Genomic DNA, 24207 nt, shown 5'->3' with positions numbered 1-24207 from the left:
TGGATTAAGGCGGGTTTTCATCATGATGCGCTCTCATCGGCCTGGCGATTCCACGGCAGGCGCGCGGCCCAGCGCGCGAGGCGTGCGCGCACGCGGTCGAGGAACAGGTAAATCACCGGCGTGGTGTACAGGGTAAAGACCTGGCTCAGGAGCAGGCCGCCCATCACCGTCACGCCGAGCGGCTGGCGCAGCGAAGCGCCCTGGCCAATGCCGATGGCGAGCGGCAGCGCGCCGAGCACGGCCGCGAAGGTCGTCATCATGATCGGTCGCAGGCGCACCACGGCGGCTTCGTGAATCGCGCGCCGCGCCTCCATGCCCTCGTTGCGCTGCAACTGGATGGCGACGTCGACCATCATGATGCCGTTTTTCTTCACGATGCCGATGAGCAGGATGATGCCGATCATCGCGATCACCGAGAACGGCGTGCCGAAGATCAGCATGGCGAGAATCGCGCCGATGCCGGCCGAAGGCAGGGTGGAGAGGATCGTGAGCGGGTGGATGGTGTTTTCGTACAGCACGCCCAGCACGATATACACCACGGCGAGCGCGGCGAGAATGAGCAGCGGCACGACGCCCATGGACTGTGCGTAGGCCTGCGCCGCACCCGCGAACGCGCCGTGGATGGAGGCCGGCATGCCGATGTTGCGCTCGGCCTGCTCGATGATCGTGCCAGCCTCCGAAAGCGAGCCGCCCTTGGGCAGATTGAACGAAATCGTCCCCGCCACTTCGGTGCCCTGGTGATTGACCTGGGTGGCCGTATGGCGCGTCTTCCAGTCCATGAGCGCCATGAGCGGCACCATGGTTTCGGCGGCCGTGCTGTCCGCGCTGCCGCTGGAGCTGCCACCCTTGCTGTTGGCGATCGCGTTGTTCTGCTGATTGGCCACCGCGTTGGCGTTGCGCTCGTTGGTGTTGCCGTTTGCCGTGGTGGCCGTGGTCACGGCCGTGAAGGGCGTGACGCCCGAGATGACGCTCGACGGCATCTGCGTTTGCGCGGCGCCGCTCGCGTTGCCCGCCGCCGTGCTCAGCCAGATGTCCTGGAACGACTGTGGAAACTGCCAGTACTGCGGCGCTACTTCCATCACGACGAAGTACTGGTTGATCGCGTTGTAGATGGTCGAAACGGTGCGCTGGCCGAAGGCGTCGTAGAGCACGTTGTCCACCTGGTTCGGGTCGAACCCGTAGCGCTTGGCGGTCGTGCGCTGCACCGTCATGTAGGCCTCCAGACCATTTTGCTGCAGGTCCGAGTTCACATCCGACATCTGGCTGCGGTGCTTGTTCAGCTCGTCCACTAGACGCGGCACCCAGGTGAAGAGCGCGTCGGCGTCGTCGCTCGTGAGCGTGTACTGATACTCGGCCGCCGACTGCCGCCCGCCGATCTGCAGGTCCTGCTGGGCCTGCATGAAAAGCCGTGCGCCCGAAACGCCATTGAGCTTGGGACGCAGGCGGTTCACGACCTCGGTGGCTGTCAGGCGACGTTCGTTAAGCGGTTTCAGTTCGACGAACACGGTGGCCGAATTGAGCGCGCGGCCGCCCGTGAAGCCCGCCACCGATTGCACCGCCGGATCGGCCTTCACGATGGCCTGCAGCTGCGCGAGCTTTTTTTCCATCGCGGTAAACGAAATGCTCTGGTCCGCGATGATCTGCCCGATCAGGATGCCGGTGTCCTGCTCGGGGAAGAACGTGCCGGAAAGCAGCCGCGCGAGAAACACATTGCCGACCAGCAGCGCGAACAGGATGAAGATCGTGAGCCGCGCGTGATCGAGCGCGACGTCGAGCGTGCGCGAGTAGAACTGCTTGAAGCGCTCGAACTGCGCGTCGATCCACACGGCCGCGCGCGAGGGCTTCTTGTGCAGCGCCTCGCGCTTGAGCACGTAGGCGCACATGGTGGGCGTGACCGTGAGCGAGATCACGAGCGAGATGAGGATCGCGATCGAAAGCGTCATCGCGAACTCATGAAAGAGCAGCCCCACGATGCCGGGCATGAGCAGAATGGGCAGGAACACGGCGATGAGCGAAAGGCTCATGGAAAGCACCGTGAAGCCCACTTCGCCCGCGCCTTTGAGCGCGGCTTCCTTCGGGTCCATGCCGGCCTCGATGTGGCGCACGATGTTCTCCAGCACGACCACGGCGTCGTCCACCACGAAGCCTGTGCCGATGGTGAGCGCCATGAGCGACAGATTGTCGATGCTGTAGCCGAGCAGGTACATGGGCCCGAACGTGCCCACGATGGAAAGCGGCAGCGCCACGGCGGGGATGAGCGTGGCTCGCGGCGAGAGCAGGAACACGAACACCACGCCGATTACGAGCAGCACGGCGATGAAGAGCGTGCGTTCGGTGTCGGCCACGGAGGCGCGCACGGACTCGGAGCGGTCGATCGCCACATCCACCTTGATCGTGGCGGGCAGCGCGGCCTCGATGGAGGGCAGGCGATCGCGGATCTGCTGCACTGTCTTCACGACGTTGCTGCCCGGCATCGGGTAGACGATCACGAGCACGGCCGACTTGCCGTTGTAGAGGCCCGCGTTGCGGATGTTTTCGTTCGAGTCGATGACGGAAGCCACGTCGCGCAGGAACACGGGCGAGCCGTTGCGATAGGCGATCACCACGTCGCGAAACGGCGCGGCCTTGCTGATCTGATCGTTCGACGTCACCGTGTAGCGCTGGTTGCCCTGGTCGATATGGCCTTTCGCGCTGTTCGCGTTGGCCGCGCCGATCGACGCGCGTACGTCTTCGAGGCCGATGCCGTAGCTGTTGAGCTTGCCCGGCTCCAGCTCCACGCGCACCGAGGGCAGCGCGCCGCCGCCCAGTGTGATCTGGCCCACGCCGTCCACTTGCGAGAGCTGCTGCTGGATGACCGAATCGGCGGAGTCGTACAGCTGAGCCTTGGTGAGCGTGTCCGAGGTGAGCGCGAGCACCATGATCGGCGCGCTCGCGGGGTTGTACTGGCGATACGTCGGGTTGCTGCGCAGCGTGGTGGGCAAGTCGGCGCGCGCGGCCTGGATGGCGGCTTCGACGTCGCGCGCCGCGCCGTTGATGTCGCGGTTCAGGCCGAACACCACCACGATGATCGCCGTGCCCGTGTTGCTGATCGACGTGAGCTGGCTGACATCCGCGATGGTGCCGAGCCGGCGCTCCAGCGGCTCGGCCACCGTGGACGCCATGATGTCCGGGCTCGCGCCTGCCATGTTGGCCTGCACCACGATCACGGGGTAGGCGATGTTGGGCAGCGGCGCGACCGGCAGCCGGAAAAAGGCGAGCATCCCCGAAATGAGGATCGCGATCGCGAGGAGAGATGTCGCGACCGGCCGCCGGATGAAGAGCGCCGAGAGGTTCACGGCGTGCCCTCGGGCGCGGGTGGCGCGCCGTTGCCGGGACCGCCGCCCGCGTCGCCGTCCGCGTGGCTTTCAGGCCTGCGCTTGCGGCCGAAGCGTTCGGCCAGCCGGTCGAAGAGCAGATAGATCACGGGCGTCGTGAACAGCGTGAGCATCTGCGAAAGCGTGAGTCCGCCGATGATCGCAAGACCCAGCGGACGGCGCAGCTCCGAGCCCGTGCCGCTGCCGAGCAGCATGGGCAGCGCGCCGAGCATGGCCGCGAGCGTGGTCATGAGAATCGGCCGGAAACGCAGCAGCGACGCTTCGAAAATCGCCTCGCGCGGCGGCTTGCCGTGCACGCGCTCGGCTTCGAGCGCGAAGTCCACCATCATGATGGCGTTCTTCTTGACGATGCCGATCAGCAGCACGATGCCGATAATGCCGATCACGTCGAGGTCCTTGCCTGCGATCATCAGCGCGAGCAGCGCGCCAATGCCGGCCGAAGGCAGCGTAGAAAGAATCGTGACCGGGTGCACATAGCTCTCGTACAGCACGCCCAGCACGATATACACGGCCACGAGCGCCGCGATCAGCAGATACACCTCGCTGGCAAGCGAATCCTCGAACGCCTGCGCCGCGCCCTGGAACGACGAGGTGATCGAAGGCGGCAGGTTCACGGCGGCCTCGGCTTTGCGCACGTCGCGCACGGCGGCGGAGAGCGACGCGCCATCGGCGAGATTGAACGAGATCGTGACCGAAGGGAACTGCGCGAGGTGGCTGATCATGAGCGGCGAGCGCGTGATGCTGATCTTCGCAATGCCCTTGAGTGGCACCTGGCCTTCGCTGCTCGTCTGGCTCGGCAGATAGAGGTCGCCGAGCGATTCGACCGTGGGGAGCGCCTCGGGCTTCGCCACGAGAATCACGCGGTACTGGTCCGACTGCTGGAAGATGGTCGAAACGATGCGCTGGCCCAGCGCATCGTAGAGCGCGTTGTCGATGGTCGCCGCCGTGATGCCGTAGCGCGCCGCGAGCTGGCGGTTCACTTCGACATTCACGGAAAGGCCATCCGTGTTGAGGTCGCTCGTGACGTCGCGGATCGACGGGATCTGCTTCATGCGTGCGATGAGCGCGGGCACGTACTGCTCGAACGCGTCCTGGCTCGGCCCGCGCAGCACGAAGTTGTACTGGTTGCGCGAGACCGTGGTGTCGAGCGTGAGGTCCTGCTCGGGCTGGATGTAAAGGCGCACGCCCGCGACCTTCGCGACCGACTGCTGAATGCGCCGACCGATTTCGTCGGCGGTTTCGGAGCGGTCGTCGTGCGGTTTCAGGTTGATGAGGAAGCGCCCGTTGTTGAGCGTGTTGTTGATGCCGTCGATGCCCACGTACGAGGTGAGCGAAACGACATCGGGGTCCTTGAGGATTTCCTCGGCCAGGGCAGACTGGCGCCGCACCATCGCCTGGTAGGAGATGGAATTGTCGGCCACGCTGATGCCTTGCAGCACGCCCACGTCCTGCACCGGGAACAGGCCCTTCGGAATCACGACGTAAAGCAGCCCGGTGAGCACCACCGTCACCACGAACACGACGAGCGTGAGCGTCTGATGGTCGAGCACCCAGCGCAGGCCGCGCTCGTAGGCGTTGAGCGTCTTGTTGAAAAGCCCTTCGCTGATGCGCTCGAAGCGGCTCGGGTGGCGCTCGGCCTGGGCGCGCAGGATGCGCGCGCACATCATCGGCACGACGGTGAGCGAGACGACGGCCGACAGCACGATGGTCACCGCGAGCGTGACGGCGAATTCGCTGAAGAGGCGTCCGATCACGCCGCCCATGAAGAGCAGTGGAATCAGCACGGCGATGAGCGAGATCGTCAGCGAAAGAATCGTGAAACCGATCTGGCCAGCGCCTTTTAACGCCGCCTGCAAGGGTTTGTCGCCTTCCTCGAGGTAGCGCACGATGTTTTCGATCATCACGATCGAGTCGTCCACCACGAAGCCCGTGGCGATGATGAGCGCCATGAGCGAGAGGTTGTCGATCGAATAGCCCAGCTCGTACATGATCGCGAGCGTGCCGATCAGCGAGACCGGCACTGAGATGCTCGGAATGATGGTGGCGGGCAGATTGCGCAGGAACACGAAGATCACGGCCACCACGAGCGCAACGGCGAGCACGAGTTCGAAGGCCGCGTCGCTCACCGAAGCGCGGATTACGCCCACGCTGTTCGACACCACCGTGACCTGCATGCCCGCGGGCAGCGCCGCTTCGAGCTGCGGCAACTGCTGCATGATCTGGTTGACGGTGGCGATCACGTTCGCGCCCGGCTGGCGCTGCACGTTCAGCACGATGGCGGGCGTCTTGTTGTACCAGGCGCCGCGCTCCACGTCCTGCGCGGCCGTTGAGACGCGCGCCACGTCGCGCATGAAGACGGGCGAGCCGTTCTCATAGGCGATGACGGTGTCTTCGTAGTCCTTCGGGTCCGAGATCTGGTCGTTCGAATTGATCGTGTAGTTCAGTTCGGGGCCGTCGAAATTGCCCTTCGGGTTGCTCACGTTGACGTTGGCGAGCAGGGTGCGCAGGTCGTCGAGATTCAGGCCGTAGGCGGCCAGCTTCTGCGGGTCGGCTTCGACGCGCACGGCGGGCACGTTGCCGCCCGCCGTGGTGACGAGGCCCACGCCCGGCACTTCGGAAATCTTCGTGGCGAGACGGTTGTTGGCCGCGTCCTGCAACTGCGTGAGCGACATCGACTTCGACGTGATCGCGAGCGTGAGGATCGGCTGGTCGGCCGGGTTCACCTTGGCGTAGGTCGGCGGCGCGGGCAGGCCGCTCGGCAGGAAGCTGTTGGCCGCGTTGATGGCCTGCTGGACGTTCTGCTCGGCCACGTCCAGGCTCAGCGAGAGGTCGAACTGCAGCGTGATGATCGAGGCACCCTCGGAGCTGTACGAGATCATCTGCTGCAGGCCCGGGATTTCGCCGAGTTGCACTTCGAGCGGCGCCGTGACCGTGGTCGCCATCACGTTCGGGCTCGCGCCCGGGTAGAAGGTCTGCACCTGGATGGTGGGATAGTCCACCGCGGGCAGCGAGGAAACCGGCAGGAACTTCATCGCGACGAGGCCGATCAGCACCATCGCGATCATCAGGAGCGAAGTCGCGACCGGCCGCAGGATGAAGAGACGCGAAATATTCATCGGCGCTGGGTCCGGGGCTCAACGCGCTTGCGAGGCCGCGGCGCTCGCGTCGGAGGCGTTCGGCGCCGTGGCGCCGGGTTCGCTGGCCGCGCCCGGGGCGCTGCCATGGTGCGGCGCACTCGCCGCGCCTGCGTGCGTGGCGGGCCTCGGCCCCGCAGGCTGGATCTTCGTGCCGTCGTTGAGGCGGTCGAGGCCGTCGGTCACGACATGCTGACCCTGCTGCAGGCCCGCGGAGATCACCGTGTAGCGGCCGTCGCTCGGGCCGAGCGTGACCTTGTGAACCGACACGGTGTTGTCGGCGTTCACGAGGTACACGTAGTCGCCTGGCGCGCCGGTCTGCACGGCGGGCGTCGGTACGAGTACGGCGTTCTGCAGCGTGTCGACGAGCAGCCTCACGTTGACGAACTCGTTGGGAAAGAGCGCCTCGTTGTCGTTGGGCACGCTCGCGCGTAGCGTGACCGTGCCGGTGGCCGTGGCCATCTGGTTGCTGAGCGCGAAGAGCGTGCCGGTGGCGATCTGGCGGGTGTTGTCGCTGCTGAAGACGGTGATCGGCAATTTCGCGCCGGCGTTGACGCGCTCGAGCACGCTGCCTAGCGAGGTTTGCGGGATGGCGAACTGCACGGTGGTGGGCTTGATGGTCGTGATGACGGCAATGCCCGTGGAGCTGGACGACGTCACATAGTTGCCCGGATCGACGAGCCGCAGGCCCACGCGTCCCGACACCGGCGCCGTGATGCGGCAATAGATCAGGTCGAGCTCGAACAGCCTGACGTTCGCCTTGTCGGCCTGCACCGCGGCTTCGTACTGCTTGACGAGGAACTGCTGGTCGCTGTAGGTCTGCGCGGCGATCGACTGCTTTGCGTTCAACTGCGTATACCGTGCGAGGTCGGCGCGCGCCTGTGCCAGCAAGGCCTGGTCCTTGGCGAGCTGCGCGAGCGCCTGCTCCTTGCTGATCTCGTACTGGCGCGGGTCGATCTGGGCGAGGAACTGCCCCTTCACGACGTCCTGGCCTTCCTTGTAGCCCACCTCGGTGAGGTAGCCGCTGATTTGCGGCAGAACCGTGACAGTCGCGACAGGCGTGACGGTGCCGAGCGCGTTGAGCGTCACGGGCATGGGCCCGAGCGTGGCGGCGGCCACGGTCACGACTTGCGGCGCCGCGCCATGCTCCGCCTTCTTGTTGCGCATGATGTGCACGATCACGAGCACAATCAGCACGATCACGAGAATGGCGAGAATGATCGGGCCGAGCCGGCGGCGCTTCGGTGCCCGCGGGGGCGGAGCGGGTGGCGGTGGCGGGGGCGGCTGGGGCGCGGGTTGCGTCTGCGGGACGTCGCTCATGCCTGCCTCCAGGAGATCGGAACACCGCGCGAGGCGGTGCGGAGAAACCATGTCGGCGCACTCAACGGCTTGGGCGCCGCGAATTGCTGCCGGAGACTGTCGAGTTGCTGCATACGCATTCTCATGATTGTTATGCCGTCGAAGCCGTGCCCCGCCATGCAGCGAAGGCTAAGACTCGCAGTCTAACCAACTCGTGCGCCAATTTCGAAACGTTAGTTATTTGTAAGATTTTCGGGCGGTTACAGCGCGCGGATCGGTTGAGCGTTGAGCATGGGCCGCGCTGTGCAATGCATCGCAGAAATGCTTGTTTGCGTGCGCGCCACCGACTGTCTAGATTGGAAGGGGTCAACGCCTCGCAAGGAGTCCGCAATGTCGAAGCTGTCGATACTGTCCGTGCCGGCGTGGTTCACGCGGCGCGGCCGGGCGAATCGGGCGCCGCCCACGCCGCAAGCCGATGAGCCCGAACTGCGCGACGCGTCGCGCGAAACCGAGCATCTCGAGCGAATCGCTACTTATGCACGGGCCGGTTACTTCAATATGGGCTATACGCCCGACATGTTTCCGCTAGTGGGCGATCTGCCGCCGCATTGAGCCGCGCCACGCGTCTACGCGCGTATTACTGCGCCGCGCTTTCCTCTGCGAAACCCGCCGTGTCGCCAAGGGTGCCGGCGGGCCGGAACTCGCTGGGCGGCACGCCCAGTTCGCGGCGGAACATGTCGCTGAAGCTGCTGGGTCGATAGCCCAGCGTCCGCGCCACGGCACTCACGGGCTCGCCTTGCGCCAGGCGCGATACCGCGACTGCGAGCTGCACCTGGCGGCGCCACTCCGCAAACCCCATGCCAAGCTCGCGCGTGAAGAGCCGCGAGAGCGTGCGTACGCTCGCGCCCACCCATGCCGAGTGTTGTTCGAAGCCGATATCGGCCGATGGGTTGTCGATCACCGCGCGGCACAGCGTGGCGAGGCGGCGGTCGGACGCGTCGGGCAGCGGAATGCGCAGCGTGGAGCGCGGTGCGTGGGCAAGTTCGATCGACGCGAGGCGATAGGCCGCGTCGAGCCAGGTGTCGTCTTCGCGCGCGCGTTCCGCGAGGCTCGTGATGAGTTCGCGCAGCAGGCCGTTGACCTCGAACACTTCGCACCGCTCGCTCAGGTGCCGGCTGTCGCGCTCGTGCAGATACAGATTGCGCATCTCGACGGCGCTCAGCATGTGGATGGCGTGCTGCGTGCCGGGAGGCAGCCACACGGCGCGCTGCGGCGGCACGACGAGCGCCTCGCGCTCTACCTCGACCCACATCACGCCGGAGACGGCGTAGAGCACCTGCGCCCATGTATGCGAGTGCGGCTCGATCTGGAGGCCGCGCGGGTAGTGGCGTGCTAGCGAACGGCCGCGCCCGGGCTCGTTGTCGAGTTCGGGCGGCGCGGCTTGGGGCATTGGGGGGCTCCGGGTGACAGGTGGGGCGTGGCGTGCGTGCCTCGTATGGCGATCGCCACGCTAGCATGGTTGGGCGCGGGTCGGAAGCACGGCGGTGGCATTGCCGCCCTGCGATGCGCATCGGTAATATGTGACGATTGACCGACCGCGCCCTGCATTATCCGCCCATGAACGCAACCGATCCTGCAGTACAAGACGAAGCCCCGCTCGGGCTCTACACACGCGGCGCCGGCCGAGCGCGCGAATGGTGGCGCGTCACGCCTTCGGAACGCGCACACATGTACCGCATCGAGCACGGCCAGGGCGAGGACGGTGAAGTCGACATCGACATCGACACCGAAATCGATCTCGACAATCTCGAAGCGAAGCTGCTCAAGTGGCGTCGCGAGGGCTTCGTTTCCGAAGCTCAGCGCGCCGATGAAGCGCGAGCCACACAAGCGGGCAGCACATTTGCCGCCGCCTTGCAGCGGGCCGTCGAAGTGGCGCGCGACGCCAAAGCGACTCAAGCCAGCCCGCAAGTCCACACGCCCACCGTACGCATCGGCAGTGTCGACCTGCCGCGCGGGGAACCGAACGCGCTAGTGCCGCGCGTGAACGCGGCCTACCTCTTCACCGAACGCGGCGACGACATCGTTCAGGACATCGTAGAAAATCGCCGCGTCATGCTGATCGGTCATACGGGTTCGGGCAAGACGAGCTTCATCGAGCAGGTGGCGGCGCGCGCGGACTACGGCGTGCTGCGCGCGAACATGAACGGCCAGACCACCATTGGCGACTTCGTCGGCTTCTGGACCGTGAAGGGCGGCGAGACGATCTGGGTGGACGGCGTGCTGCCCGTGGCGATGCGCGAGGGCTACTGGCTCATCATCGACGAACTCGACTTTGCCGAGCCTTCGATTCTGGCGGTGCTCACCGCCGTGCTGGAACCGAACGGCCGCCTGCTGCTCAAGGAGCGCGGCAACGAAATCGTCGAGCCGCATCCGTCGTTCCGTCTCATCGCCACCGCGAACGCCGCGGGCGCGATGAGCGCGTACCGACATCTGTACCAGGGCGCGAATCTGCTCAACGAGGCGTTTCTCGACCGCTGGCGCGTCTACCTGTTCGACTATCTTTCACTTGAAGAGGAAACCGAAGTATTGCTGCGCACGCTACCTGCGCTCACGCGGCCGCTCGCGCACACACTCGCGGCCATCGCCGCCGACTGCCGCGCCGCGTTCGCCCGCGAGGATCTCGCGAGCGCGTTCTCCACGCGTCGCCTGATCGACTGGGCCGAACTCATGCTGCGCACCGGCGATGTCGAGCGCGCGGCGGGGCCGGCAATCTACGCGAAGGTGAGCGCGGACGATGCGGCGCTCATCCGCAGCGTCATCCGGCATCACGTGATCTTCGACGCGTGAGTGCGGAGGCGCTCGTGGCCAGCTTGCAGGACGCAACACATAGTTTGACGGCGAGCGCCGATCCCGCGGGCGCGCTCGGCCGTCTCGCGCGGGTGCTGACCGGCGACTCGCGCGTGAGCGTGACGTTCGGTGCGGGCGAGCCGCGCATTGAAGGCGAACGTTTCGTGCTGCCCGCGCGTCTCGCGACTGATGGCGTGGATGAAGCCGCACTGCTCGGCGCGCTCGATTTGCTGGCGGCGCGCCATCGCTACAGCGAAGCGGCGCGTCTCGACACGCCGCAAGCCGGCGTGACGGGGCGCATTGCGCAGGCGATCGAGGACCGTCGCGTGCTCGCGCAGCTCGCGCGGGCGTTTCCTGGTGCGCAACGTTACGCCCAAAGCTGGCGTACGCAGCGCGGCGAGGCAGTCGCGCGGCACTGGTCGAAACTGGCGTGGCGCGAGCGCCTTGCCTGGGCAATCGAGCGTACGCTGTGGGACGAAGCGCCGGGCGTGCTGGAGCGCGATGCCGCGGCGCTTGCCGCCGCGCTGCGCGCGATCGACGCTCCGCTCGGCGCGGCCCGCGCGAGCCAGTCGACGCGCGCCAGCCTGAGCGCCGCCGCGGCGATCGTGGCGGGCGTGCGCTCGCTCGCGTCGCGCGGCGCGAACAACATGATGCAGACGGCGGGCCCTTCCGAAGGGCTCGACGACGAATCGGCGCGGCTCGCGCGTGCGATGGACGCATTCGGCGAGGAAGACGAGGTCGAACCGCCGGGCGGCGCCGCGCAGCCCGATGACGCCCGCCAGGGTGACGACGGCGCGTCGGCACGCGCGAGCGCCGAGTCCGATTCCGCCTCCGCCTCCGGCTCAACGCTTTCCGAAGCGGACGCGCCGCACGCCGCCGCCACGAATCGCAGCCCCGCGCCAACGCGGCCACGATTGTCGATCCCGCTGACCACGGCTTACGACGTCGTCACCGATCTCACGGGCCGCGGCGACCCCGCCGCGTGGCGCAAGCTGCGCGCCCTGGCGCGCGCGGAGACCGGTGCGCTCAAGGCACAGCTCGAGCGCGTGCTCAAGGCCGACGAACTCACGCACTGGAAGCGCGAGCAGGAGCGCGGCGAGATCGACCGCGCGGCGCTAGCGCGTCTCGCCGCCTCGCGCGGCTACCGCACGCCGTTTTGCGTGGCGCGTCATGCGAGCGGGCGCGACACGGTCGTCACGCTGCTGCTCGACCTGAGCGGCTCGATGGCGGGCCGCAAGATCGAGTTGGCGCGCCTGTGCGCGGCGGCGCTCGCCGACGCGCTCACGCAGCTCGCCTTCGATTCGGAAGTGCTCGGTTACAGCTCGATCGAAGCGCCGGAACTGCGCGCGCGCTATGAGCGCGAGCGCGCGGCCGGCGCCGATCTGCGGGGCTATAACCGCTTTGTCGAGCGGCTGGATCTGCGCGTGTTCAAGCGCTTCGACTCACGCGACCTGAGCGGGCTCGCGGCCATCGAATGCGGCCACGAGAACCCCGACGGCGAAGCGCTCGCCTGGGCGGCGGCGCGGCTCGCCCAGCGCAAGGCGCGCCGTCGGCTGCTTTTGGTTCTCTCGGACGGCTATCCTTCGACGAGCGACGGCGACCCGGCTGTGTTGCGCAGCGACCTGCTCGCGCGGGTGCAGGCGGTCAGGGAGCAGGGCATCGAGCTGGTCGGCATCGGCATACTGGACGACGCCGTCGAGGCGTTCTATCCGGATGCCGTGGTCGTGCGCAAGCTGCACGAGCTGCCCGCCACCGCGTTTGCGACGTTGAGCCGCTTGCTCGGGGGCCGGCCGCGCTGAAACGGTGCGGGCAACGGCTGCGGCGCTTTCCTTGCCGGACTGGGCGCATTGCGCTAACTTGAGTGGGCAGGCGTTGCGCCGCCTGCCAACCCATCCACTGACGAACAGATACAGGTCATGCCAGGCCGCGATTACCGACCCGTGGATTACGACCGCCTCTACTACCGGCTCGATCTGGAGCCGGGGGCGAGCGAGGCGGACATCAAGCATCACTATCGCCATCTCGCGCAGATCCTGCATCCCGACAAATGGCGGCACCCCACGGCCGCCTCGATGCGCTGGGCCGACGACCAGTTCAAGCGCGTCAAGGAGGCGCGCGAGCTGCTCGAGGCGTACTGGTCCGTGCATCATGCGCCGCCGGTGAGCCGCTCCGCGCTGAGCGTCGCGCAAGCCGACGAACTGCACGCGCAGATGCAGGCGTTGCTGGCGCAGCGTGAACGCGTGCGCGCCGAGCTGGACGGGCTGCGCGCCGAGCGCACGCGTACCCTCGACGAGATCCAGCGCATGCGGACCGAGCGCGACTCGCTGCACGGCGAACTCACGGGGCTGCGCGATGAAGCGGATGCCGCGCAGCAAGGTGAGCCGGAGGGGGCAACCGCGGCCGAAGCCAATGACGTGCACGCGCGTTCAGGCGGCGTGCGCGATTTCCTGTTTGCGAAATTCGACGACCCATCGCGGGGCTGGCTGCTGACGCTCTCCGCGAGTGTGTTCGCGTGCATCGTGATCTTCGTTGCTGCGCACTGGATCGCGGGCTTGCTGCTCGCGCCCATTGCGCGCTTCGAGGTGGGCCGCTGGCTCACGCATATTCTGCAGTGGGCGCTCGTGGCGGGCGGCGTGGTGCTCACGTTCGGCTGGGGCTGGTCGCAGCGCACGCTGTATCGCGCCGGGCGTGCGGGGCGCGAGCACGCCGTGGCCTTGCCCGCTGATGAAACGCGCCTGCGCGTGAGCGCGGCGCTGCGTCACGAGGCGCACTACGGCGCGGAGTGGAGCATCGAATCGTACGAGGCCGCACCCGACGATACGCAATTCGCGCTGCGTGCGGTCATGCGCTTCTCGCCTGGTTCGCAAACCGCCACGCGGCGCCACATGGTGGCGTTCCGCTGCCGGGCGCACACGACCGGCGCCGCGCAGACGGCGCTCGCATACGACTTCTCCGTGGCGGCGCCCACATGGTGGCTGGTTCCCGCCGCGCGCGTGGTGCGCGATCTGCGCAAGCGGCTCGACGCCGATCTCGGCGCGCCGCGCTGAAGCGGCATCGCTTTCAATCGACGACGAAAAGCTTCGCACCCGTGCGCGTGTACGACTGGTGCGCCTCGGCGTTGTCGCCCACCTGATAGCTCATGCCGGGCGTGAGGACGAACTTGCGCCCGTCGTCGAGCGTAGTTTCGAGTTCGCCTTCGAGGCAGAACAGAATGTGCCCCTTCTTGCACCAGTGATCCGCGAGGTAGCCGGGCGAATACTCGACCATGCGCACGCGGATCGGGTTGGCTTCGTCGCCGAAGAAACGCGTGCGCCAGGTGGCCACGCCCGTTTCCCCGTTGTGTTGGGTGGGTTCGACGCTGGACCAGTCGGTGGTGCCGAAGCGAAATGCGTCCATCTTCATGCGGTTTTCTCCTTGTGCGTGACGTCAGAGTGTAGCGGAGCGCGCTCACGCCTCGTCGTCGTCCGCCACGCGTTCCCGGTCGTCCACTCGCTTCATGTTATCGAGCAGCTTCAGCAGATAGTGCAGCGTGTGCGTCATGTCGTCTGACGAAAAATTCTCTAGCACGGCTCCGTAGTACGCCTCGATTTTCGGCGTGGCCTGCGCTACCCATAGCTTGCGGCCCGGCCCGGTCATGCTAACGAGGCGCGAGCGGCGATCGCGCGCATCCGCCTGGGTGCTCACGTGGCCGTCGCGTTCCATCCGGCTGATCAAGCCCGAGAGGTTCTGGCGGCTCACCATCAGATACCGCGCGAGATCGCCCACGCTCATGCCCGGCTGGGCTTCCGGGCGCGAGAGCGCGCCGAGCACGGCCCATTGCTGCGTGGTCAAACCCTCGGCTTCCACGGCGCGCGTGCCGGTTTTATGCAACATGTTTGCGCATTGGTAGAGCCGGAAGAACAGCCGGTTGGCAAGATCGAAGCGGCTTGAATCCTGAATTTTTGGTGTTTTGGGCAAGGGTTTCTCCTGATGCTTCTACGCTTGTCTTCGATCTGAGTGTTACCTAGTATACGTCAACATATTGACGTAATTCGAGGCGAGACCCAAAGGTGGGGCAGCATCGAAGGCGTCTATGGTACTGCTCAACCGAATGGAGAATCGCGGTGCGAAAACTCGAAGGCAAGACGGTCGTGGTGACGGGTGGTGGCGGCGGCATCGGCGGGGCGACCTGCCGGCGCTTCGCGGCCGAGGGCGCGCGCGTGGCGGTGCTGGATCTGTCGCTCGAAGCGGCGCTGAAGGTGGCTGACGAAATTCACGAAAAGGGCGGCCAGGCGCTGGCGCTGCGTTGCGATATCACGAACCGCGCTGAAGTGGAGGCGGCGCTCGAGCAAGTGCAAGCGCAGCTCGGTCCTGTGGATGTGCTCGTGAACAATGCGGGCTGGGACGTTTTCCGCCCGTTCACGAAGACCGAACCGGCACAGTGGGACAAGCTCATCGCCATCAATCTCACGGGCGCGCTGCACATGCACCACGCGGTGCTGCCCGGCATGGTCGAGCGCAAGCGCGGACGCATCATCAACATCGCCTCGGACGCCGCGCGTGTGGGCTCGTCGGGCGAGGCGGTCTATGCGGCGTGCAAGGGCGGCCTCGTGGCGTTTTCGAAAACCATTGCGCGTGAGCATGCGCGCCACGGCATCACCGTGAACGTGGTGTGTCCGGGCCCGACCGACACCGCGCTCTTCGCCGAGTACAAGGAAGGCGCTGGCAACCCTGAAAAGCTGCTGGAAGCGTTCCAGCGCTCCATTCCGCTCGGCCGCATCGGGCAGCCCGATGATCTGCCCGGCGCGATCGTGTTCTTCGCGAGCGACGACGCGAACTACATCACGGGCCAGGTGCTGAGCGTATCGGGCGGCCTGACCATGGCGGGCTAACGCCGGCGAACGCGCGCTCTATCGACTACGAATCATTAAAGGCATCGATCATGAACTACGAAGACATCCTCTATGAAGTGCGCAACGGCGCGGCATGGATCACCATCAACCGGCCCGACAAGATGAACGCGTTTCGCGGCCGCACCTGTGACGAACTGATTCACGCGCTCAACAAGGCGGGCTACGACCGCGAGATCGGCGCAATCGTCCTTGCCGGTGCAGGCGACAAGGCGTTCTGCACGGGCGGCGACCAGTCCGCACACGCGGGACAGTACGACGGGCGCGGCACGATCGGCCTGCCGATGGAAGAGCTGCACACGGCGATTCGCGACGTGCCCAAACCCGTGATCGCACGCGTGCAGGGCTATGCGGTGGGCGGCGGCAACGTGCTGTGCACGATCTGCGATTTCACCATAGCTTCCGAAAAGGCCGTGTTCGCCCAGGCGGGCCCGAAGGTCGGCTCGGTCGATCCCGGTTACGGCACGGCGTTTCTCGCGCGCGTGGTGGGCGAAAAGAAGGCGCGTGAAATCTGGTATCTGTGCCGCCGCTATCCGGCTGCCGAAGCGCTGGCCATGGGCCTCGTGAACGCCGTCGTGCCGCACGATCAGCTCGACGCGGAAGTTCAGAAGTGGTGCGATGAGATCATGGAAAAGAGCCCCACGGCCATTGCGATCGCCAAGCGCTCGTTCAATATGGACACCGCGCATCAGGCCGGCATTGCGGGCATGGGCATGTACGCGCTCAAGCTCTACTACGACACGGAGGAGTCCCGCGAGGGCGTGCGCGCGTTCCAGGAAAAGCGCAAACCCGAGTTCCGCAAGTACGCCAAATAACGGTGTCTCCGTGACGATCAGGATGACGAATGAATAGAGAGGGCCGCTTCAAGGAGACACCATGAATCCGTATATCGACGAAGACCTCGTCGCGCTCGGCGAGCACGCGCGGCGCTTCGCACAAGGGCGCGTCGCGCCTGGCTTTATCGAGCGCGACACCACACGCGTGCTCGATCGCGGCCTCATGCGCGAAATGGGCGAGATGGGCTTCATCGCGCCGGAATTGCCCGAGCAGTATGGCGGCCAGGGCCTGGGCTGCCTCGCCGCCGGGGTGATCCACGAGGAGATTGCGCGCGCGGACCTGAGCCTCTCGTACATCAACCTGCTCGCCTCGCTCAACGGGCAGATTCTCGCCAAGCATGCCGCCCCCGAGATTGCACGGCCGTGGCTCGAACGCCTCACGCAGGGCCGCGCGCTGCTCGCAATCGCGCTAACGGAGCCGCGCGGCGGCTCGGATGCCGCGAACCTGCGGCTGAAAATGGAGCGCGTGGGCGATCACTACGTCCTCAACGGCGAGAAAACTTCGATTTCGGCCGCCGATCAGGCCGACGCCGCCGTGGTGTTCGCGCGCACCGGCAGCGTGGCAGACGGCGCGCGAGGCGTCTCGGCCATTCTCGTGCCGATGGATCTGCCGGGCGTTACGCGCAATCGCTTCGACTGCCACGGCCAGCGCGCGATCGGACGCGGTTCGATCTTCTTCGAGAACGTGCGCGTGCCGGTGGACCATCTGCTGGGCGACGAGGGCAAGGGCTTCGTCCAGGTGATGCAGGGCTTCGACTTTTCGCGCGCGCTGATCGGCCTGCAGGTGCTCGCCGTGGCGAACGTGAGCCTCGAAGAAACGTGGGAGTACGTCGCGCAGCGCGAGGCCTTCGGCAAGCCGCTCTCTGCATTCCAGGGCGTTTCGCATCCGCTCGCCGAATACGCAACCCAGGTGGAGGCCGCACGGCTGTTGTGTCTGCAAACGCTGTGGCTCAAAGACCGTGGGCTGCCGCATACGGCCGAAGCCGCCATGTGCAAATGGTGGGGGCCGAAGCTCGCCTACGACGTGGTGCATCAATGCCTGCTTTCGTTCGGGCACGGCGGCTACGACCGCGGGCCGCTCGAACAGCGCCTGCGCGACGTGCTCGGCTTCCAGATCGGCGACGGCACGGCTCAGATCATGAAGACCATCATCGCGCGCTCGAACGCGGGCCGCGACGCGGTGCCGGCATGATGCGCGCTGCCTGCGACGTTTCCTGCAACACCACGGGAGGGTGCACATGGAGTTCGACGCGGTACTGATCGGGCCGCGCCGGGCGCGGGAGGAGGCACGGCGCTGGTGGCCCGGGCGCACCATCAACGACGAACTGGACGCCTGCGTGGCCGAATGTCCGGCGAAGATCGCGCTTACGGCGGTACGAATCGAAGACGGAAAGACCACGCGCTTCACGTACGCGCAGATGGCGCGCATGGCGGACCGGATTGCCGTTGGCCTCGCTCGGCTCGGTGTGGTAAAGGGCGACGTGGTCTCGATGCAACTGCCTAATTGCTGGCAGTTTACGCTGCTGTATCTTGCGTGCTCGCGCATCGGTGCGGTGCTCAATCCCCTCATGCCGATCTTTCGCGAGCGCGAGTTGTCGTTCATGCTCAACCACGGCGGCAGCAAGGTGATGATCGTGCCACAGCGCTATCGAGGCTTCGACTACGAGGCCATGCTGCGCGCGTTGCGGGCTGAACTACCCGCCTTGCAGCACGTGGTGGTCGTGGGCGCGATTGACGCAGGCGAGCCGGCGCGCAACAGTTTCGAAGCGCTGCTGAGCGGCCCGCGCTGGGAAGAGGCGAGTGACGCCGAAGCCATCCTCGCCCACGATCGCCCAGGCCCCGACGACGTGACGCAACTGCTCTACACCTCCGGCACGACGGGCGAGCCCAAGGGTGTGATGCATACGGCGAACACGCTGTTTTCGAACATTCATCCTTACGCGCAGGCCATGCGTCTAGGCCGCGACGATGTCGTGCTGATGGCCTCGCCCATGGCGCATCAAACCGGCTTCATGTATGGCCTCATGATGCCGGTCGCATTGCGGGCGAGCGCCGTCCTGCAGGACGTATGGCAGCCCGAGGCGGCGCTTGCGCTGATCGCACAGGAGCGTGCGACGTTCACGATGGCGTCCACGGCGTTTCTCGGCGATCTCGCCAACGCGGCCATCGAGTCAGGCACGCGCGTGCCGACGCTGCGCACGTTCTTGTGTGCGGGCGCGCCCATTCCCGGCGCACTGGTCGATCGCGCGCGCACGGCGCTGGGCGCGAAGATCGTCTCCGCGTGGGGCATGACGGAGCTGGGCGCGGTGACGCTCACGCGTCTGGACGACGATGACGAACGCGCGTCCACGACCGATGGCGCACCGCTGCCTGGCGTGGAAGTGAAGGTGGTGGACGAGAACGACCACGCGCTGCCGCCGAACGTAGCGGGCCGGCTTTTCGTGCGCGCATGCTCGGGTTTCGGCGGCTATCTCAAGCGCGCGCACCTCAATGCGACGGACGCGCAAGGCTGGTTCGACACGGGCGACCTCGCGATCGTCGACGAGCGCGGCTACATCCGCATCAGCGGCCGCAGCAAGGACGTGATCATCCGCGGCGGCGAGAATATTCCCGTGGTGGAGATCGAGTCGCTGCTCTATCGTCATCCCGCCGTTGCGCAGGTGGCGATCGTCGCGTACGCGGACGAGCGGCTGGGCGAGCGCGCCTGCGCCGTGGTGGTGGCGAGGCCCGGCGAGGCGGTCGATTTGCCTTCGCTCGTTGGCTTTCTCAAGTCGCACAAGGTTGCCGTGCAGTACCTGCCCGAACGGCTATGGCTGCTCGACGCCATGCCGACCACGCCCGCAGGCAAGGTGCAGAAGTTCCGGTTGCGCGACATGCTGCGCGAAGCCGATGTCAGAAAACTTGCCGGAACATCCAGTAGAGACCCGCAGCAAGCGCAATCGAAGCCGGCAACGTGAGCACCCACGCGAGCACGAGGTTGCGCACGGTTCCCCACTGGAGGCCCGAGCCGTTCGCGGCCATCGTGCCGGCCACGCCCGAAGCGAGCACGTGCGTGGTCGACACCGGCAGGCCGTAGACATCGGCCATGCCGATCGTGATCATGGCCACCGTTTCGGCCGAGGCGCCCTGACCATAGGTGAGATGCTGCTTGCCGATCTTTTCGCCCACCGTCACGACGATGCGCTTCCAGCCCACCATCGTGCCCAGACCGAGCGCGAGCGCCACGGCCACTTTCACCCAGGTCGGAATGAACTTGGTCGAGTGGTCCATCTGCTTGCGGAAGGTGTCGAGCACTTTGGCGTCAGCGGGTGACATCTCCGGTGCCTTCGCCTTTTGCATCAGGCGGATCGCTTCGCTCGCCACGTACATGTCGTTGCGCACGTTGTCGACGATCGCGTCGGGCACCGTCGCCATCGAGCCGGACAACGCGACCTGGTCGGCGATGGTGTCGGTGAGCTGGCGCAGCGCGGGCAACGTGGCAGGCGTGAGCCGGCGTGTGCGCACGAATGCCTCGACCTCGGCGCGCGCGTTCTCGGGCGGCGCGCCGTGCGCGTAGCGGCCCAGCGTTGCGGACGCCTCGCGCGCCACGACCACGAACGCCGTGGTTTGCTCGGGCGTGACCGCCTTGTTGAGCGCATAGGCGGTCGGCACGACGCCGATCAGGATCAGCATGATGAGGCCCATGCCCTTCTGGCCGTCGTTCGAGCCGTGGGCGAACGAAACGCCGGTGCAGGTGAGGATGAGCAGGATGCGGATCCAGAGCGGCGGCGCCTGGTTGGCTTTGGGCTCTGCATAAAGCGCTGGCACGCGCACGAGCAGCTTGAGCACGAGGAGCAGCAGGGCGGCCATGACGAAGCCGACCACGGGCGAGAACAGCAGCGCCTTGCCCACGCCCGACGCCTGGTCCCAGTCCACGCCGCTCGTGCCCGAAGGCCCGCTGATGAACTGGTTCATGATGCCCACGCCGATGATCGAGCCCACGAGCGTATGCGAACTGGATGAAGGCAAGCCGAAATACCAGGTGCCGAGGTTCCAGACGATCGCGGCGAGCAGGAGCGCGAACACCATGGCGAAGCCGGCGCCGCTGCCCACCTGGAGAATGAGTTCCACCGGCAGCAGTTGCAGGATGCCGAACGCGACCGCGCCGCTGGAGACGAGCACGCCGATGAAATTCCACGCGCCCGACCACGCCACCGCGAGATGCGGATCGAGTGAGTTCGTGTAGATGACGGTGGCGACGGCGTTGGCGGTGTCGTGAAAGCCGTTCACGAACTCGAAGCCGAGCGCGATGAGCAGCGCAAGCCCGAGCAGGATGAAGGGCAGCGCCGAGCTTTCGCGCACGGCGCGCAAATCGACGACGAGATGATCGATTACATAAATCGCCCCGGCCGCGATGACGGCGAGAAATAGGGCGATGCCAATACCGCGGCGGCGTGCGCTCTGCGCGCGGTAGGGGGACAAGGGTATGTCCGGCATGAAAGCGTGGGGGCTCTGGTCAATCCGCTCGGGGAGGCGCCTCGGCGCAGCGTATGCGGGTTCGCAAACGTGCGTGGCGCGGTGCCGCGTCGGCAGCTGAAAGAGCGTCGCGGACGAGACGACGCAGTGTCGCACAATTGACAGAAATCAGACACGGACGTGACGCCGCACCGGTTCGCGTACGGGCGCGCTTTTGTGACTTTTCACAATCACCTTATCCGCTTTCCCAGTTCTCCCGGCGCGGCCAAGCCCGTAGCATGGACGTGAAACGCGGCACGTCGCATACAAGCCGCGCATTGATTTCATGGAGACGAACGTGTCGAAAGCCCCCTGGCTCGCCAGCTATGGCGAGATTCCCGCTACCATCGATCCCGACCGGCATCCGTCGCTCGCGAATATGTTCAATGAGGCGATGCGCGAACATGCGCACCGGCCCGCATTGCGCGCGGGCGACGCTTCGCCGGGCGACGCTTCGCCGGGCGACGCTTCGCTCACCTACGCCGACGTCGATCGTCTCTCGCGCGATTTCGCCGCGTATCTGCAGCACGTGGGCGTGAAGAAGGGCGACCGCGTCGCCGTGATGTTGCCGAACCTGCTCGCGTTTCCCATCGCGCTGATCGGCATCGTGCGGGCAGGGGCGGTGCAGGTGAACGTGAATCCGCTCTATACGCCGCGCGAGCTTCAGCACCAGCTGGCGGATTCCGGCGCGCAAACGCTCGTGGCGTTCGACGGCGCGTTGCCGACGTTCGATGCGATCAAGGCGAATACGGCCGTCAAGAACGTGCTGAGTGTTGCCGCGAGCGATTGCACAAGCGCGAGCGGTGAGCGCGATGCGCAGCCCGGCTCGTTTGCGGCGGCGCTCGCGCAGGGCGCCGACTTGCCGTTCGAAGCCCCCACGCTGTGCGGCGACGATCCGCTCTTCCTGCAATACACGGGTGGCACGACCGGGCTATCCAAGGGCGCGCTGCTCACGCACCGCAACCTCGTCGCCAACGTCGAGCAGTTCAAGACCTTCATGCCGGGCTTCATGAACCCGGGCGAAGAAGTCGTCGTCACCGCGCTGCCGCTCTATCACATCTTCGCGTTGACGGTGAATCTCATCACCTACTTCTCGATCGGCGCCGAGAACTGGCTCGTTGCGAACGCGCGCGATCTGGGCGGCGTGATCGACGTGTTCAAGGCCGCGCGGCCGACGAGCTTCATGGGCGTGAATACGCTCTATGCGGGGCTCGTTGCGCATCCGCGCATCGGCGAGGTCGATTTTTCGCGGCTGCGGCTCGCGGGCGGCGGCGGCGCGGCGATCATTCCCACGGTGTCCGAGCGCTGGCAGGCCATGACCGGCGGTTTCATCCGCGAAGGCTACGGACTCTCGGAGACGAGCCCGGTGCTGTCGTTCAATCCGGGGAGCGTCGATCGCTTCACCGGGACGACGGGACTGCCGGTGCCTTCCACCGACGTCAAGCTGATGAACGACGGCGTCGAAGCCGCGCCGGGTGAGCCGGGCGAGATCTGCGCGAAGGGTCCGCAGGTGATGCAGGGCTACTGGAACCAGCCCGAGGCCACGCGCGCCGCCTTTACGGACGATGGCTACTTTCGCACCGGCGACGTGGGCGTGTTCGACGAGCGCGGCTTCCTGCGCATCGTCGATCGCTCGAAGGACATGATCCTCGTTTCGGGCTTCAACGTGTATCCGAATGAAATCGAGGCGGTCGTGACCGCGCTGCCAGGCGTGGCCGAATGCGCGTGCGTGGGTGTGGCCGACGAACGCAGCGGCGAGGCCGTGCGTGTGTTCGTGGTGCCCGCGCGTGAGGCGGCGCTGAGCGAGGAAGCCGTGATCGCGCATTGCCGGGCGCAACTCGCGGCGTACAAGGTGCCGCGCGTGGTGAGCTTCGTTCAAGCGCTGCCGAAGTCGACGGTGGGCAAGATCTTGCGGCGGGAATTGCGCGACGCGGGGTGACGCGCGACAGGGGCGCGCCGCGTCATTCAGCGCGCCGCGCTCTTCGCCTTCTTCACCCCGAGGCGCCCCTTCCTCTCCTTCTTCTTGCCATCGCGCTGGGCACCCTGCGTCGCTCCGCGCAGCTTCAGCGCGATATCCAGCCGCGCAATCCAGTGCGCATCAGCGAGCTTCGCGCCCAGCAGCGTCTCGATGCGCTCGAGCCGGTAGTCGAGCGTGTTTGGATGTACACCTAACGTTTCGGCCGTCTGGCGCCGGCGCTGGCCGCTTGCAAACCACGCTTCGAGCGTGGCGAGCAGGTCGGCCTCCGTCGCCAGCTGCTCGGCGAGCGAGACGAGATAACGCAGCACGTTGGCGCTGCTGCGCACACTCTCCTCGATTGCGATCGAGGAAAAGCGGTGCACGCGCAGGAAGTCGCCATTCTCCTCGCTGTCGTCCACGTGGCTGCCCCGCGGCGCAAAGTCCACCGCCTTGAGCGCCTCTTCCACCGAGGCCGCCCAGCCGCGCGCCCCTTCGTTCATGAGCCCGATGCCGATGCTGCGCACGCGCGGCTCGGCGCGCGCGAGCGCGGCCGCATGCTCGGTCACGCGCTGGTCGTTGCGTGTCATCGAATCGCCGCGCACGCACGGCAGCCAGAACACCAGCCGCTCGCGATGCCACGCACGCACCAGCGCGTCGGGCTTCAGCTCGAAGTGCCGCGCGGCGCTGAGCGCGAAACGGTCGAGCGCATCCTCGCGCACCGAAGGCGCGTGGTCGCGCAAATCCAGATCGACAGCGAGCGCAATGCGCGGCAGCGTGGCGTCGAGGCCGAGCGCCTCGACGGTCTCGCGAAAGCGCGCGGCGTCATCGGGAGCATGGAACACGAGGTCGTAGAGCTGCTGCAGCAGCGAGCCGCGCCAGCGTGCTTGCTGGTGCTGCTCGTCGAGATAGGCTTCGGCGATGTGCTCGGCCATCGCGTCGAAGTAATCGAGCAGATAAGGCGAAATATCGAATAGCAGTTCATGCGCGAGCGCCGGGTCGGCCTCGGCGAGCTCCGTGCAGGTGCGCCACAACTCACGCGCGCCCAGGCGAAAGGCCCGCAGCAGCGAACGCAGCGGCACGTTCTGGTGGACACGTCGGCGCGCGAACGCCGCAGTCTGATCCATGACTTCGGCGGTGGGCGGCGTGCCGTCGAGCAGGCACTGGAACCACTGGTTCGCGGAAAACGCGATCGACGTGAAGATGTCCTTGCGCGCCGCCGCCGAGAGCGCGCTATAGCCTTCGAGCGAGAGCAGCGTGTCATAGGTGCGCTGAACAGCCCTGGGCTGGGTTTTGGCGAGCGTGCGAAGCCTGCTGCGCAGGCGTGGGCTGATGGCGGGAACGGGGGGCGGCACGGTGAGTTCGCGGATTGGCGTGGAT

The 24207-nt window shown here is 66.4% G+C and carries 17 protein-coding genes; 9 read left to right on the top strand and 8 right to left on the bottom strand.

Annotated features, from left to right (window positions below; all coding sequences use genetic code 11):
- Positions 1-20: 20 nt before the first annotated feature.
- Genes ACOJB8_RS29015 through ACOJB8_RS29005 form a run of 3 tightly spaced genes read right to left on the bottom strand, consistent with a single transcriptional unit; the run spans position 21 to position 7828 of the window.
- Positions 21-3335: an efflux RND transporter permease subunit gene (locus tag ACOJB8_RS29015; protein ID WP_069268618.1), complete on the bottom strand. Its 3315-nt coding sequence runs from the start codon at positions 3333-3335 to the stop codon at positions 21-23.
- Complete coding sequence (locus tag ACOJB8_RS29010; RefSeq protein ID WP_069268617.1) at positions 3332-6490, bottom strand: efflux RND transporter permease subunit; 3159 nt, start codon at positions 6488-6490, stop codon at positions 3332-3334. The genes ACOJB8_RS29015 and ACOJB8_RS29010 overlap by 4 nt, the downstream gene beginning before the upstream one ends.
- Before the next feature lie 18 nt (positions 6491-6508).
- Entirely contained in the window at positions 6509-7828 is a 1320-nt protein-coding gene (locus ACOJB8_RS29005) for an efflux RND transporter periplasmic adaptor subunit (RefSeq protein ID WP_475015677.1), read from the bottom strand.
- A 369-nt stretch (positions 7829-8197) separates the two neighbouring features.
- Between ACOJB8_RS29005 and ACOJB8_RS29000 the strand changes: the two genes are divergently transcribed.
- Positions 8198-8419 (top strand): hypothetical protein, encoded by a 222-nt coding sequence (locus ACOJB8_RS29000; RefSeq protein ID WP_069268616.1) that lies wholly within the window; start codon positions 8198-8200, stop codon positions 8417-8419.
- Between the two features lie 25 nt (positions 8420-8444).
- Here ACOJB8_RS29000 and ACOJB8_RS28995 read toward each other — a convergent pair whose 3' ends face one another.
- Entirely contained in the window at positions 8445-9257 is an 813-nt protein-coding gene (locus ACOJB8_RS28995; protein WP_368606007.1) for an AraC family transcriptional regulator, read from the bottom strand.
- A gap of 167 nt (positions 9258-9424) precedes the next feature.
- On the opposite strand from ACOJB8_RS28995, the gene ACOJB8_RS28990 reads away from it, so the two are divergent.
- The 3 genes from ACOJB8_RS28990 (at position 9425) to ACOJB8_RS28980 (ending at position 13701) form a co-directional block, all read left to right on the top strand.
- Positions 9425-10654, top strand: coding sequence for an AAA family ATPase (locus tag ACOJB8_RS28990; RefSeq protein ID WP_475015675.1), 1230 nt, complete (start codon positions 9425-9427; stop codon positions 10652-10654).
- A gap of 14 nt (positions 10655-10668) precedes the next feature.
- Positions 10669-12453 (top strand): cobaltochelatase CobT-related protein, encoded by a 1785-nt coding sequence (locus ACOJB8_RS28985; RefSeq protein WP_475015674.1) that lies wholly within the window; start codon positions 10669-10671, stop codon positions 12451-12453.
- 141 nt (positions 12454-12594) lie between these two features.
- A complete protein-coding gene (locus tag ACOJB8_RS28980; protein ID WP_475015672.1) occupies positions 12595-13701 on the top strand; it encodes a J domain-containing protein in 1107 nt (368 codons plus the stop codon).
- Positions 13702-13714: 13 nt separating this feature from the next.
- On the opposite strand, the gene ACOJB8_RS28975 is transcribed toward ACOJB8_RS28980, so the two are convergent.
- Together ACOJB8_RS28975 and ACOJB8_RS28970 are read right to left on the bottom strand one after the other, a co-directional pair.
- The gene (locus tag ACOJB8_RS28975; RefSeq protein WP_475015670.1) at positions 13715-14056 is read right to left on the bottom strand and encodes a DHCW motif cupin fold protein; all 342 of its coding nucleotides are present in this window, start codon (positions 14054-14056) and stop codon (positions 13715-13717) included.
- A 45-nt stretch (positions 14057-14101) separates the two neighbouring features.
- On the bottom strand, positions 14102-14527 hold the full coding sequence (locus ACOJB8_RS28970; RefSeq protein WP_475015668.1) for a MarR family transcriptional regulator: 426 nt from the start codon (positions 14525-14527) through the stop codon (positions 14102-14104).
- Between the two features lie 230 nt (positions 14528-14757).
- On the opposite strand from ACOJB8_RS28970, the gene badH reads away from it, so the two are divergent.
- From badH to aliA, 4 genes are all read left to right on the top strand, one after another.
- A complete protein-coding gene (badH, locus tag ACOJB8_RS28965) occupies positions 14758-15525 on the top strand; it encodes a 2-hydroxycyclohexanecarboxyl-CoA dehydrogenase (protein WP_475015666.1) in 768 nt (255 codons plus the stop codon).
- Between the two features lie 50 nt (positions 15526-15575).
- A complete protein-coding gene (gene badI, locus ACOJB8_RS28960; RefSeq protein ID WP_069268610.1) occupies positions 15576-16358 on the top strand; it encodes a 2-ketocyclohexanecarboxyl-CoA hydrolase in 783 nt (260 codons plus the stop codon).
- A gap of 61 nt (positions 16359-16419) precedes the next feature.
- Positions 16420-17571, top strand: a complete 1152-nt coding sequence (gene aliB / locus ACOJB8_RS28955) for a cyclohexanecarboxyl-CoA dehydrogenase (protein ID WP_069268609.1) — start codon at positions 16420-16422, stop codon at positions 17569-17571.
- A gap of 46 nt (positions 17572-17617) precedes the next feature.
- Positions 17618-19336: a cyclohexanecarboxylate-CoA ligase gene (gene aliA / locus ACOJB8_RS28950; protein ID WP_475015664.1), complete on the top strand. Its 1719-nt coding sequence runs from the start codon at positions 17618-17620 to the stop codon at positions 19334-19336.
- On the opposite strand, the gene ACOJB8_RS28945 is transcribed toward aliA, so the two are convergent.
- The gene (locus ACOJB8_RS28945; RefSeq protein WP_368683516.1) at positions 19272-20855 is read right to left on the bottom strand and encodes an inorganic phosphate transporter; all 1584 of its coding nucleotides are present in this window, start codon (positions 20853-20855) and stop codon (positions 19272-19274) included. The two genes, aliA and ACOJB8_RS28945, sit on opposite strands and share 65 nt — an antisense overlap.
- A 316-nt stretch (positions 20856-21171) precedes the next feature.
- On the opposite strand from ACOJB8_RS28945, the gene ACOJB8_RS28940 reads away from it, so the two are divergent.
- Positions 21172-22812: an AMP-binding protein gene (locus ACOJB8_RS28940; protein ID WP_475015662.1), complete on the top strand. Its 1641-nt coding sequence runs from the start codon at positions 21172-21174 to the stop codon at positions 22810-22812.
- Between the two features lie 26 nt (positions 22813-22838).
- Here ACOJB8_RS28940 and ACOJB8_RS28935 read toward each other — a convergent pair whose 3' ends face one another.
- Positions 22839-24182 carry a PucR family transcriptional regulator gene (locus tag ACOJB8_RS28935; protein WP_368606016.1) on the bottom strand — a complete coding sequence of 448 codons (1344 nt, stop codon included), beginning with the start codon at positions 24180-24182 and terminating at the stop codon, positions 22839-22841.
- Between the last annotated feature and the right edge of the window lie 25 nt (positions 24183-24207).

Source organism: Paraburkholderia sp. BR10141, from assembly GCF_056155635.1.
The sequence above is the reverse complement of the archived record's forward strand: the minus strand, read 5'-3'. Positions and strand labels throughout refer to the sequence as shown.